12 protein-coding genes are annotated in these 12,848 nt (G+C 61.3%); 9 read left to right on the forward strand and 3 right to left on the reverse strand.

From position 1 onward, the window contains the following. Entirely contained in the window at positions 1–753 is a 753-nt protein-coding gene (locus GQA94_RS08345) for a class I SAM-dependent methyltransferase (protein WP_158187575.1), read from the reverse strand. Between the two features lie 153 nt (positions 754–906). Beyond that, positions 907–2,469: an AAA family ATPase gene (locus GQA94_RS08350; protein WP_158187576.1), complete on the reverse strand. Its 1,563-nt coding sequence runs from the start codon at positions 2,467–2,469 to the stop codon at positions 907–909. Between the two features lie 153 nt (positions 2,470–2,622). Here GQA94_RS08350 and mrcB point away from each other — a divergent pair, with 153 nt between their 5' ends. The 3 genes from mrcB to GQA94_RS08365 are packed head-to-tail and all read left to right on the forward strand — an operon-like array spanning position 2,623 to position 6,034. Further along, on the forward strand, positions 2,623–4,935 hold the full coding sequence (gene mrcB, locus GQA94_RS08355) for a penicillin-binding protein 1B (protein ID WP_158187577.1): 2,313 nt from the start codon (positions 2,623–2,625) through the stop codon (positions 4,933–4,935). A 50-nt stretch (positions 4,936–4,985) separates the two neighbouring features. Further along, positions 4,986–5,702 carry a tetratricopeptide repeat protein gene (locus tag GQA94_RS08360; protein ID WP_158190060.1) on the forward strand — a complete coding sequence of 239 codons (717 nt, stop codon included), beginning with the start codon at positions 4,986–4,988 and terminating at the stop codon, positions 5,700–5,702. Next, positions 5,702–6,034, forward strand: a complete 333-nt coding sequence (locus tag GQA94_RS08365; protein WP_158187578.1) for a YqcC family protein — start codon at positions 5,702–5,704, stop codon at positions 6,032–6,034. The genes GQA94_RS08360 and GQA94_RS08365 overlap by 1 nt, the downstream gene beginning before the upstream one ends. Positions 6,035–6,075: 41 nt before the next feature. On the opposite strand, the gene GQA94_RS08370 is transcribed toward GQA94_RS08365, so the two are convergent. Then, positions 6,076–6,507: a DUF4124 domain-containing protein gene (locus tag GQA94_RS08370; RefSeq protein ID WP_158187579.1), complete on the reverse strand. Its 432-nt coding sequence runs from the start codon at positions 6,505–6,507 to the stop codon at positions 6,076–6,078. Positions 6,508–6,908: 401 nt separating this feature from the next. On the opposite strand from GQA94_RS08370, the gene GQA94_RS08375 reads away from it, so the two are divergent. The 6 genes from GQA94_RS08375 to msrQ all read left to right on the forward strand — a co-directional run bounded on the left by GQA94_RS08375 (position 6,909) and on the right by msrQ (position 12,845). Continuing rightward, positions 6,909–8,633 (forward strand): acetolactate synthase 3 large subunit, encoded by a 1,725-nt coding sequence (locus tag GQA94_RS08375; protein WP_158187580.1) that lies wholly within the window; start codon positions 6,909–6,911, stop codon positions 8,631–8,633. A gap of 2 nt (positions 8,634–8,635) precedes the next feature. Continuing rightward, positions 8,636–9,127 carry an acetolactate synthase small subunit gene (gene ilvN, locus GQA94_RS08380; protein WP_158187581.1) on the forward strand — a complete coding sequence of 164 codons (492 nt, stop codon included), beginning with the start codon at positions 8,636–8,638 and terminating at the stop codon, positions 9,125–9,127. A gap of 46 nt (positions 9,128–9,173) precedes the next feature. Further along, on the forward strand, positions 9,174–10,190 hold the full coding sequence (ilvC, locus tag GQA94_RS08385; protein ID WP_158187582.1) for a ketol-acid reductoisomerase: 1,017 nt from the start codon (positions 9,174–9,176) through the stop codon (positions 10,188–10,190). 147 nt (positions 10,191–10,337) lie between these two features. Further along, positions 10,338–11,171 carry a CDP-diacylglycerol--serine O-phosphatidyltransferase gene (gene pssA / locus GQA94_RS08390; RefSeq protein ID WP_158187583.1) on the forward strand — a complete coding sequence of 278 codons (834 nt, stop codon included), beginning with the start codon at positions 10,338–10,340 and terminating at the stop codon, positions 11,169–11,171. Positions 11,172–11,229: 58 nt separating this feature from the next. Beyond that, entirely contained in the window at positions 11,230–12,240 is a 1,011-nt protein-coding gene (gene msrP, locus GQA94_RS08395; RefSeq protein ID WP_158187584.1) for a protein-methionine-sulfoxide reductase catalytic subunit MsrP, read from the forward strand. Continuing rightward, a complete protein-coding gene (msrQ, locus tag GQA94_RS08400) occupies positions 12,240–12,845 on the forward strand; it encodes a protein-methionine-sulfoxide reductase heme-binding subunit MsrQ (protein ID WP_158187585.1) in 606 nt (201 codons plus the stop codon). The genes msrP and msrQ overlap by 1 nt, the downstream gene beginning before the upstream one ends. The last annotated feature ends 3 nt before the right edge of the window (positions 12,846–12,848 follow it).

A 12,848-nucleotide genomic window follows, 5' to 3' on the forward strand; every position in this document is an offset into this window, starting at 1 on the left:
CTATCGGCCCGGATAGCCAGCGATGAAATGAAGCGGCCAGCGAATCCCGCGCGCCCGTTCCGGGTCACCCCACAGTTGCGCAAGTTCGGTCTCGAGCGCCGCCACCGGATCCCTGCCGTGGGTTCGTTGCCAGTGCTTCACGGCGGACCAGGTCCGCAGGTAGCCCAGCAATTGGGCCAAGTTCCAGCGAGCCTCGATGGCGAAAGCCGGCGGCTCGTGGGTTGCGAACGGAACCTCAATATCGCTATAGCCTGCATCGACGCTGGCACGGCCCAACGGCCAATGACCACGTAGCGTTTCGCCATGCAACTGGCCAATGACCGCATCCAGTTCGGGCTCGATGCGCAGAAGGCTGTAGCACCAGGCGCAGAACAGCCCATCCGGTGCCAGCACTCGCGTTGCTTCGGCGAAGAACGCAGGGGTTGGGAACCAGTGCAGCGCCTGCGCGACAATCATCAGGTCGAGCCGCCCGTTGCGCAGCGGCAATTGCTCGGCCTGCGCGGCAAAGCGTTGCGCGTGGCGCCAATCCGGACTGCCCCTCAATTGGTCAAGGCTGGCATCGCAGGCAAGCACCTGGTCGAAGCGCTCCAGCAGGCCAAGGGTCGCCTGACCGCTGCCGGCCGCCACATCGAGCGCGCAGCGGGTGCGCGGGCACTGTTCGGCGAGCCAGCTGAACAGGCTGTCCGGGTAAGAAGGGCGGAACTGGGCGTAATCGTTGGAGCGAATCGAGAAAAGCCGGACACTGTCATTCATGGTGATGATCCGGCGGCACGGATGGCAGAACGCAACATGGCATGGTCGACTTCCATAGGCGGACCTGTAGAAGTATAGAAGCACCACCGGGGTTCTGCCCTCGGCGGTGCCTGGATAGCCCCCGCCATGCCTGGCGTAAGGCCCGAACGCGCGTCAGAGCCCGGGCAGTCGGTGGCGAATCGCATTGACCAGGTTGTCGAGGCTGCCCGCCTCGGGCGTGCTGATCTGCCGGTTGAGCAGCTGCTCACGCTCGCTCAGCGGCTCGCGCGATGCCTGCTGGGCCTTGATCACGGCCATGGTTGCGTCGGACGGATCGCCGCCTTCGGCCTGGCGCTGGCCAAGCCATTGCTCGATGACGGCATCGGGCGCCTCGCAGGACAGGATCATGAACGGAACACCGGTCGATTCCGCTATCAGCCAGGCTGCCTGGCGCTGCTTCTGCTTGAGGTAAGTGGCATCGATGACCACTGAAAAGCCAGCGTTCAGGGCGGACTCGGCGAGGGCGTGCAGCCGCTGGTAGGTGGTCTCGCCCGCTTCGGCGCTGTAAATGCCGGCGTCCAGTTCGGTGCCGAGCGCTTCTGGCTGCTCGCCGAGCAATCGTTTGCGTTCGACATCCGAACGCAGCCGGATCGCGCCCAATGCCTCGACCAGGCGCAGTGCAACCTGGCTCTTGCCTACCGCCGATACGCCATGGGTGATGGCGAGGAAGCGGGACGGAATGGCGCTGTAGCTTTCGGCCAGGTTCGCGTAACCACGATATTGGCGCAGGATCACCCGGCGCTGCACCGCGTCCTGTTCCTGGTGCAGGCGGAACAGATTGACCTTGGCGCGTACCAGCGCGCGATAGGCTTTGTACAGGTTCAGCAGTTCGAGTGACGCGTAGTCCCCGGTGCGCTCCAGCCAGCCATTGATGAAGCGCCGTGCCTGGCATTTGAGCCCGCGGTCCTCAAGGTCCATCGCCAGGAAGGCAGCGTCGGAGGCAATGTCGATCAGGCGGAAGGGCTCGTTGAACTCGATGCAATCGAACAGCACCACCTTATCGTCGATGATCGTCGCGTTGCCCAGGTGCAGGTCGCCATGGCATTCGCGGATGAATCCCTGCTCGGCACGCTGCTTCAGCAAGGGCTGCAGGCGAGCGATGCTGGTCTCCGTCCAGTCGTTCAGCGCATCGAGTTGCTGCAGATCGGATTGCTCTGCCAACAGTGGGCGGATCTGCTCGAAGTTCTGCCGCATCGGTGCAACGATCGCCTCGGCGCTGTTCAGCGGATGCCCGCTCGGCACCTGCGCGACGTTGAGGTGAAACCGGGCGATCTGCTCGGCGAGGGCATCGATATGGGCGTCGGTCAGTTCGCCGCGCGCTTGTACTTCGGCCATCAACTGCGTTTGTGGAAACTCGCGCATCTGCAACAGGTACTCGATCGGCTCGCCATCGCCATCGATCACCGGAGCGTCGGCGCTGCCGGTAATGGGCAGGACACGCAGATAAAGGTCCGGCGCCATACGCTGATTCAGGCGCAGCTCCTGCTCGCAGAAATGCTTGCGATCGGCCAGGTCGGTAAAGTCGAGGAAGCCGAAATTCACGGGCTTCTTCATTTTGTAGGCATAGCTCCCGGTCAGAATGACCCAGGAGATGTGGGTTTCGATGACCTTGAAACCCTCGACCGGATGGGGATACAGGGCCGGATTTTGCAGCGCGGCGATCAATGCTTGGCTCACGGTCATTCCTTGCAGATTGTTGGCGTTGGCGGGCGAGCAATCGGGACGCGGATCACACACTCGCAAAGGGCGCATTATGTCTTCCCGGACTGGGCCTGGAAACCGCCAAGAGGCCGTCTTCCGAGCAAATCAAAGTGCGTATAATGCGCCGCCATGACTAAAGCACGCTCCTCTCGTCCCCGTTCCAAACGCCGTTCCGGTGGTTCCCGTCCCTGGCTGGGATGGGTGATCAAACTGGCCATTGTGGCCCTGGTGATATTCGCCGGGGTTGCCGTCTACCTCGATGCCGTGGTGCAGGAGAAATTTTCCGGCAAGCGCTGGACGATTCCTGCGACTGTCTATGCGCGCCCGCTCGAACTGTTCGTTGGGCAGAAACTTGCCAGGAACGATTTCCTCACTGAACTCGACGCGCTGGGTTACCGCCGTGAAAAGGCGGTCAGTGGTCCCGGCAGCATGTCGGTTGCGGCCAATGCCGTGGAAATGCATACCCGCGGTTTCCGGTTTTACGAGGGCGCCGAAGAGTCGCAGCGTATCCGGGTGCGTTTTTCTGGCGATTTCGTAGCTGGGCTGACGCGAGCCGATGGCAGCGAACTGCCGGTGGCGCGCCTTGAGCCCGTCACCATCGGTGGGCTTTACCCCGCGCATAACGAGGACCGCATCCTCATCAGGCTTGACCAGGCGCCGCCGTATCTGGTCGAAACGCTGGTTGCGGTCGAGGACCGAGAGTTTTTCGATCACTTCGGCGTGTCGCCGAAGTCCATTGCGCGCGCCGTCTGGGTCAACCTGACCGCCGGCGAGGTGCGTCAGGGCGGCAGCACCTTGACCCAGCAGTTGGTGAAGAATTTTTATCTGACCAACGAGCGCAGCCTCAGCCGTAAAGCCACTGAGGCGATGATGGCCGTGTTGCTGGAGCTGCATTATGACAAGCCTGAAATACTCGAGGCTTATCTCAATGAGGTGTTCCTCGGGCAAGACGGTCGCCGGGCCATTCACGGGTTTGGGCTGGCCAGCCAGTATTTCTTCGGCCGGCCTCTCGCCGAGCTGAAAGTCCAGCACGTCGCGCTGTTGGTCGGCATGGTGAAGGGGCCGACCTATTACAATCCTCGGCGGCATCCGGAGCGAGCCCTGGAGCGTCGAAACCTGGTCCTCGATCTTCTCGCCGAGCAGCAGGTGCTGTCGCCCGAGGAGGCCGCGGCCGCCCGGCAGACTCCGCTTGGTATAACGCAGCGCGGCAGCCTCGCCGACAGCTCCTATCCGGCATTTCTCGATCTGGTAAAGCGCCAATTGCGTGAGGATTACCGTGATGAGGATCTGACGGAGGAAGGCCTGCGGGTCTTTACCAGCTTCGATCCGATCTTGCAGCGCAAGGCCGAGCAGGCCATGACGGAAACCCTCAAGCGTCTTGGCAAGGCGGCGGAGGGTGTCGAGGGCGCGATGCTGGTGACCAACCCGGAAACCGGCGAGTTGCAGGCGATGCTGGGCAGTCGGCAGCCTGGCTTCGCTGGGTTTAACCGGGCGCTGGATGCGTCGCGCCCCATTGGCTCGCTGATCAAACCGGCCATCTATCTTGCCGCGCTGGAAAAGCCCAGCCAGTACACCCTGACCAGCCTGCTGGAGGACGAGCCGTTCTCCGTCAAGGGCGCCGATGGGCAGGTATGGAAGCCGCAGAACTATGGCCGCACCGCGCACGGGACCGTTTATCTCTATCAGGCGCTGGCCAACTCGTACAACCTGTCAACGGCGCGTCTGGGGCTCGACCTGGGCGTTCCCCACGTACTGAAGACCCTTGAGCGGTTGGGCGTCTCACCGCAATGGCCGGCTTATCCTTCGATGCTGCTGGGCGCGGGTGGGCTGCGGCCTATCGAGGTTGCCGGGATGTATCAGACGCTCGCCAACGGCGGGTTCAATACGCCGCTGCGCGGTATTCGCAGCGTTGTAGCCGCCGATGGTGAGCCGCTCAGTCGCTACCCGTTCAAGATCGAACAGCGTTTCGATGCTGGCGCTATCTACCTGACGCAGTACGCCATGCAGCGCGTGATGCTCGAAGGAACGGGTCGCTCGGCCTACAATTACGTGCCCAGGTCGCTGACCCTGGCGGGCAAGACCGGCACCACCAATGACTCTCGCGACAGCTGGTTCGCCGGGTTCAGCCAAGACCTGTTGGCGGTGGTCTGGCTGGGCCGCGACGATAACGGCAAGACATCGCTGACGGGCGCCACCGGGGCATTGCAGATATGGGCCGACTTCATGCGTCGAGCCGATCCATTGCCGCTACAGATGCCGCTGCCGGACAATATCGAATTGGCATGGGTAGATGCGCAGACCGGACAGGGAACGATGGATAACTGTCCCGGCGCCGTACAGATTCCCTACGTTCGCGGCAGCGAGCCCGCACCGGGCCCCGGTTGCGGTATTCAGGCACCGGCTGAGTCGGTCATGGACTGGGTTCGTGGCTGGCTGCCCTAGGGGCCCGCTAAATGGACATTCAAGAGGTTCGAACAGTGAGCAAGCAATGGATGATGGTTGTGGCAGCCGCTGCGCTGGTGCAGGGGTGCGCAACGGTTGAGCGGGGTGCGATTCCCGTGGTCGACTCCGGGGCTCCGGTATCGGAGGAGGTCTCCGTGCGGCAGCCCGGTCGCGTTGTCGGCCCGTCTGTTTCGACGGCGCAGCCTGCTCAGGATGCCGGCGTCACGGTCATGGTGCCGCAGCAGAACTCGGAGCCCTTGCAGACTTTTGCGGCTCCGGATGCCGCGTTCTCCGGAGGCTCGGATCCGGTGCCCGGCGCATCCTCACAATGGCATGCGCCGCAACCGACTCCAGCGCCGGCGCCAGCCCCCGCGCCGACGCCAAGCCGGCCCATGCCAAGCGGGATTCCCTCCAGCAGCGGCACGCTGTCGGCGGACGAACGACTCGATGGGCCGGTACTGGCGCTGCTCACCACGGCCCAGCAGCAGCAGGGCGGTGGTGATCTGAACGGCGCGGCATCCAGTCTCGAACGTGCTCAGCGGATCGCGCCTCGGGAGCCTCAGGTGCTGTATCGCCTGGCCCAGGTGCGCCTGGCCCAGGGCGATGCAGTACAGGCCGAGCAGCTCTCCCGGCGTGGCTTGAGTTATGCGAGTGGTCGCCCGGCCCTGCAGGCAAGTTTGTGGGAGCTGATCGCCCAGGCGCGTGAGCGCCAGGGTAATGCCGCAGGTGCCGCGCAGGCGCGCGAGCGAGCCAAGGTGGCACTGTAATGGATCGCCGTGTTGGCGCACTCGCCGACCAGTTGTTGCTGATAGAGCGCGAGCTGCGAGTGCGCGACCTTTGGACGTCGATACCGCCGGATCCTCAGGCGCTCGCCAGTCAGGTACCGTTTTGCGTCGATACGCTTTCGTTCGAGCAATGGCTGCAATGGATATTTCTGCCTCGGATGAAAACCATTCTGGAGCGAGATGAGGCGCTGCCGACCGTATCCGGAATTCTGACAATGGCCGAAGTGGTCTATCAGGGGCGTCCGGAGTCGATGGCCGGCCTGCTTCAGGCGCTGGAAACCTTCGACGTCCTGATTAGCCGCGGCGAAGTGTAACGCGTGCCGGCCGAGACGGCTGGCACCGGCTCCGTCATGTTTCAATTGCAGGTTTCAGCGATTTTCTGTTGGGTTTCGCTGATGCGGCCCTGGCGTTCCTCTTCGTTCAGTCGGCGTACTTCGCCGTCGGTTTCCATGCGTACGCGCGGGTTGTTCTGTAGTTGCGCCAGGTTGGTCCGCAGCGTCGTGCAGTAACGCTGCCGCTCCGCTTCCTGCTCGGCTACCTGTCGTTTTACCTGGCTGTCGATACGGCGCTGCTCCGAATCCCCCGAGAGGTCGGGTTGCTCCGGTGCGGTCGCGACGGGTCGGGGCGGTGGGGTCGCGGTGTTGAGCGTTTCAGCGGACTGGCCTTGTGGCGGCTGCGCGCCGAAATGGGTAATGCCCTGAGCATCCACCCACTTGTAAACCTGGCCGGCCGTGACACTGCCGCTCAATGCAAGCAGAAGACCGCCCGCGAGAATCGTCAAACGCATGCTAAACCCTTCTGTGGATACACAACCAAGCCGGTACTATACGCAAAACCCAGGCGACTCCATTCTGCGCTGGATCACAGCTGAAAGAGCCCGACGACCAACGGCGGGCTTGACTTGGCTGAGCCTAATCCGAACAATTCCATGCTTGCTGTTCTGATCGGCCGGCTAAACGGGCCTTTCAGTCAATCATGAGGTGCACACCCGCGCCGACCTGTAACACCCGCAACGCGTTACCTCGCGCTGGGAGGGGCGCCCCGCAACACTTTGGGGCTTTCCTAATACTTGCTAGTCAGCAGCTGACGTAGTCGGCGACCACCGTCGCCCATGCGCTGTCTTGCAGTAAACCTATTTCTGGCCGGTCCGACGCGGGGCGGCCATCTGGCGTTCTAGAGGTGAACAACGTGGAACTTTTATCCGGCGCTGAAATGGTCGTCCGCTTCTTGCGCGACGAAGGCGTTAAGTACATCTACGGTTATCCGGGCGGCGCCTTGCTGCACATCTACGATGCGCTGTTCAAGGAAAAGGAAGTCACGCACATCCTCGTTCGCCATGAACAAGCCGCCACGCATATGGCTGACGGTTATGCGCGTGCCACCGGCAAGGCCGGCGTCGTGCTGGTTACCTCGGGCCCCGGCGCGACCAACGCCATTACCGGCATCGCCACCGCTTACATGGATTCGATTCCCATGGTGGTGATTTCCGGCCAGGTGGCCAGCAACATGGTCGGTACCGATGCCTTCCAGGAAACCGACATGATCGGTATTTCCCGGCCGATCGTTAAGCACAGCTTCATGATCAAGCATCCGTCGGAAATCCCCGAGGTGATGAAGAAGGCGTTTTACCTGGCTCAGTCCGGCCGCCCTGGCCCGGTTGTCGTCGACATTCCGAAGGACATGACCAATCCGGCCGAAAAATTCGAGTATGTCTATCCGAAGAAGGCCAAGCTGCGCTCCTACAGTCCGGCGGTACGTGGTCATTCGGGGCAGATCCGCAAAGCGGCGGAACTGCTGCTGGCGGCCAAGCGACCGATCATCTACGCCGGCGGCGGCGTCATCATGGGAGGCGCATCGTCGCAGCTTACGGAGCTGGCGAAGATGCTCAACTTGCCGGTAACCAACACCCTGATGGGCCTTGGCTGCTATCCGGGAAGCGATCGTCAGTTCGTCGGCATGCTCGGCATGCACGGCAGCTACACCGCGAATCTGGCGATGCACCATTCCGACGTGATCCTTGCTGTCGGGGCGCGTTTCGATGATCGCGTGATCAACGGGGCGACCAAGTTCTGCCCGAATGCCAAGATCATTCATATCGATATCGACCCGGCCTCCATTTCCAAGACCATCAAGGCCGACATTCCCATCGTGGGCCCGGTCGACAGCGTATTGACCGAGATGGTTGCCATCGTCAAGGAAATCGGCCAGACGCCGAATGCCGAAACCGTCGCCAGTTGGTGGAAGCAGATTGAAGAGTGGCGCGGCAGCCGCGGCCTGTTCCCTTACGACAAGGGCGACGGCACCATCATCAAGCCGCAGGCAGTCATCGAGATGCTGTGCGAAGTGACCAGGGGCGACGCCTACGTCGCGTCGGACGTGGGCCAGCATCAGATGTTTGCCAGCCAATACTACAAGTTCGACAAGCCCAACCGCTGGCTCAATTCCGGAGGCCTCGGCACCATGGGCTTCGGCTTCCCCGCGGCCATGGGCGCCAAGCTGAACTTCCCCGAAGCCGACGTTGCCTGCGTGACGGGTGAAGGCAGCATCCAGATGAACATCCAGGAGCTGTCGACCTGCCTGCAGTACGACCTTCCGGTGAAGATCATCAACCTCAACAACGGTGCGTTGGGCATGGTCCGCCAATGGCAGGACATGCAATACAACAGTCGCTACTCGCACTCGTACATGGAGTCGCTGCCGGATTTCGTCAAACTGGTCGAGGCCTATGGGCACGTAGGCATGCGTATCACCGATCTGAAGGATCTCAAGCCGAAGATGGAGGAGGCCTTCGCCATGAAGGACCGACTGGTCTTCCTGGATATCGCCGTCGATACCAGCGAGCACGTATATCCGATGCAGATCAAGGACGGCGCGATGCGCGACATGTGGCTCAGCAAGACGGAGCGGACCTGAACATGAGACACATCATTTCCCTGTTGTTGGAAAACGAACCGGGCGCATTGTCCCGTGTGGTTGGTCTGTTCTCGCAGCGCAACTACAACATCGAAAGCCTGACCGTCGCACCGACCGAAGATCCGACGCTGTCGCGACTGACGCTTACCACCGCCGGCCATGAGGAGGTGATCGAGCAGATCACCAAGAACCTCAACAAGCTGATCGAAGTGGTGAAACTGGTGGATCTGTCCGAGAGCGCGCATATCGAGCGAGAGCTGATGCTGATCAAGGTGAAGGCTACCGGTGCCCAGCGCGCCGAGGTCAAGCGCACCACGGATATTTTTCGTGGCCAGATCGTCGACGTTACAGCCAACGTCTACACCATTCAGCTCGCCGGTACGACGGACAAGCTGGACAGTTTCATCCAGGCCATCGGTACCGCATCGATCCTGGAAGTCGTGCGCAGCGGTGTCACCGGGATTTCTCGCGGTGACAAGGTGCTGAGCATTTAACACGTTTTATCGAATGGCCCGAACGGCCAGTAACAGGGGTAACTCCATGAAAGTTTTCTACGACAAAGATTGCGACCTCTCCATCATCCAGGGCAAGAAGGTTGCGATCATCGGCTACGGCTCGCAGGGCCACGCCCATGCCTGCAACCTCAAGGATTCGGGCGTCGACGTCACTGTAGGCCTGCGCGCGGGCTCGCCATCGGTTGCCAAGGCGCAAGCCCATGGACTTAAAGTGGACAGCGTGGCCGCCGCCGTTGCTGCCGCTGACGTCGTGATGATCCTCACCCCCGACGAATTCCAGGGTCGCCTGTACCGTGACGAGATCGAGCCGAACCTGAAGCAAGGCGCAACCCTGGCCTTCGCGCATGGCTTCTCGATCCATTACAACCAGGTCGTTCCGCGTGCCGACCTCGACGTGATCATGATCGCGCCGAAGGCTCCTGGCCATACCGTGCGCTCGGAGTTCGTAAAAGGCGGCGGCATTCCTGACCTGATCGCCATCTACCAGGACGCCTCCGGTAACGCCAAGAACGTTGCACTGTCCTACGCTTCGGGCGTGGGCGGTGGCCGTACCGGCATCATCGAAACCACCTTCAAGGACGAGACCGAAACCGACCTGTTCGGCGAGCAGGCGGTTCTGTGCGGCGGTTGCGTCGAGCTGGTCAAGGCCGGTTTCGAAACATTGGTCGAGGCGGGTTACGCGCCGGAGATGGCATACTTCGAGTGTCTGCACGAGCTCAAGCTGATCGTCGATCTCATGTTCGAAGGCGGTATCGCCAACATGAACTACTCGATCTCCAACAACGCTGAATACGGCGAATACGTGACGGGCCCTGAGGTTATCAACGCCGAGTCCCGTGCTGCGATGCGCAACGCGCTCAAGCGTATTCAGGACGGCGAGTACGCCAAGATGTTCATCACCGAAGGCGCCGCCAACTATCCGTCGATGACGGCCTATCGCCGCAACAATGCCGCTCACGGCATCGAAGTGGTGGGTGAGAAGCTGCGCTCCATGATGCCGTGGATCGCTGCCAACAAGATCGTCGACAAGAGCAAGAACTGATATCGGTTCTGCTTGAAAAGAACGCGGCCTAGGCCGCGTTCTTTCGTTATGCCTGCTGGCATCTGGTATAACCCGGTGCTGCACGCGGCTGAACCCGTGATGCGGGGGTCGGTCGATATTATTCAACCTGCGGTAAGGTAAAAATACATGAGTGAGCATCCCGAAGAGCCGAACAAGCCAGCCGAGCCGGAGAGCTTGCTGCCGATCGACGAGCACGTCGAAGAGATCCAGGATTCAGAGGGTCGAAAGGTTCGCCATCGTGGCATCTATCTGCTCCCCAATTTGTTCACCACTGCCAATCTGTTCGCTGGCTTCTTTTGCATCATCACGGCCATCAACGGCAATTTTTACGTCGCTGCCGCCACGGTGTTCGTGGCGATGGTGCTCGACAGTCTCGATGGGCGCGTGGCGCGCCTGACCAACACCCAGAGCGCGTTCGGTGCTGAATACGATTCGCTGTCCGACATGGTTGCCTTTGGCTTGGCGCCCGCTGTGCTGGCCTATGAATGGGCGCTTTCCGGGCTGGGCAACGTGGGACTAACCGTTGCTTTCATATACGTCGCATGCGCCGCGCTGCGGCTTGCACGTTTCAACACGCAGATCGGCAAGGTCGACAAGCGCTGGTTCATCGGCCTCGCCAGTCCGGCAGCGGCGGGTGTCGTCGCTGGCTCTGTGTGGGCCGTCTGGGCGTTGGACGAACCGGGTATTCGTGGTGCGGATTTGCCGATAGCCGTGGTAATGCTGTTCGCTCTGCTGGTCGCAGCGGCCGGCTTGCTGATGGTCAGCAACATCAAGTACTACAGCTTCAAGGACCTCGATCTCAAAGGTCGCGTGCCGTTCGTAGCGATTCTCGTGGTGGTTCTGGTGTTCGCGGTGGTATTCAGCGACCCGCCACGCATCCTGCTCTTGATCTTCCTTGCGTATGCCGTTTCCGGGCCGGTGCAGTTCCTGATGCGTCGCCGCAAGCGCGTCGAAAGTTGATTTCTTCAGTGATCCGCTGTCTATTGAATGGCCCAGGCCTCAGGCAGCGGAGCACGTCATGCTTATCAAGATCATTCGTCGCAGCGACTGCCGCGAATCCGAGATTACGCCCGAGTCGCTGTACCTGAATCGTCGGCACCTGCTCAAAGGTGCCGCTTTTTCGCTGGCCTGTGCCGGTTTACCGACGATGGCGCGTGCAGACCAGGCGCGCTACGAGGGCGTAGATGCTGCCGATGCGCCTGCCTGGTTCGACGCCAAGCTTGACCAGGCTCATTGGGAGGCTTCCGTTGCGCCGGGCGAGGCCATCACGCCCTACCGCGATGCGACTCACTACAACAACTTCTATGAGTTCGGGCCCGATAAGGGCGACCCTGCAGCACACGCCCCTAAGCTGGTGACCGAGCCCTGGACCGTCGTGGTCGACGGCGAAGTGGCAAACCCCGGACGCTATTCGGTGGAGGCTCTGTGTGCGTCGGCCAGGCTTGAAGAGCGCATTTATCGTTTGCGTTGCGTCGAGGCGTGGTCGATGGTCATCCCGTGGCTGGGCTTTCCCCTGAGCGATCTCATTCGGCGCCTGGAGCCGTCGTCCAGCGCAAGATACGTGCGCTTCGAGACCTTGGTTAGGCCAGAGCAGATGCCGGGGATGCGCACCGCCTTTTCGCTCATCGACTGGCCTTATGTCGAGGGCCTGAGGATGGACGAGGCGATGCATCCGCTAAGCTTGATGGCAGTCGGGATGTACGGTCGGATTCTTCCCAATCAGAACGGAGCACCTCTGCGCCTGGTCGTGCCCTGGAAGTACGGCTTCAAGAGTATCAAGTCCATTGTGCGCATCAGTTTCGTCCGCGAACAGCCGGCCACGACCTGGCAGACCATGGCGCCTCATGAGTATGGCTTTTACGCTAACGTGAATCCGAGTGTCTCCCATCCCAGATGGTCCCAGGCACGGGAGCGACGGCTGCCAGGCAGCCTGTTCAGCCCCAACGTTCGGGAGACGCGCCCGTTCAATGGTTACGCCGATGAGGTCTCGAGCCTGTACGCAGGGATGGACCTGAGCAAGGACTATTGATGCGCTACCCATGGTGCCGACTGCTTCTGTTTCTAACTGTGGCAAGCGTGCCCTGTTACTGGCTATATCGAGGCGCTATGGCAGCACTGGGCCCTGATCCCGGCAAGGTACTGGTGGACAATATGGGTCAGGGCGCTTTGGTCTTGCTGTTGTGCTCGCTTGCAATGACGCCATTGCAGCGAATCACGTCTTGGTCCGGGTGGATCGCGTTCCGTCGCCAGCTTGGGTTGTGGGCGTTCAGTTACGCCGTGTTGCATGTCGCCGCTTATCTCTACTTCCTGCTGGGGCTCGATTTTTCCGGCTTCGCGGACGAGCTGGTCGAGCGCCCCTATATAGCGGTGGGGGCCATTGCGCTGCTGGGCTTGCTTGCGCTGGCGGCGACATCCAACCGTTGGAGCATGCGCAAACTCGGCAAGCGCTGGAAAAAGCTGCATCGAATCGTTTATCCGGTGCTGCTGATTGTGCTACTGCACATGCTCTGGGTGGTTCGGGCCGACGCGGGTCGCTGGGCCCTTTACGCCGCGATTGGCGCTTCGCTGCTGGTGGCACGATTACCAGGCGTCGAGAGAAAGCTCGATCGCCTTGGTAAAGCAAAGCGCGCATGACCA

This window comes from Stutzerimonas stutzeri, from assembly GCF_009789555.1.
Taxonomy (GTDB): domain Bacteria; phylum Pseudomonadota; class Gammaproteobacteria; order Pseudomonadales; family Pseudomonadaceae; genus Stutzerimonas; species Stutzerimonas stutzeri_R.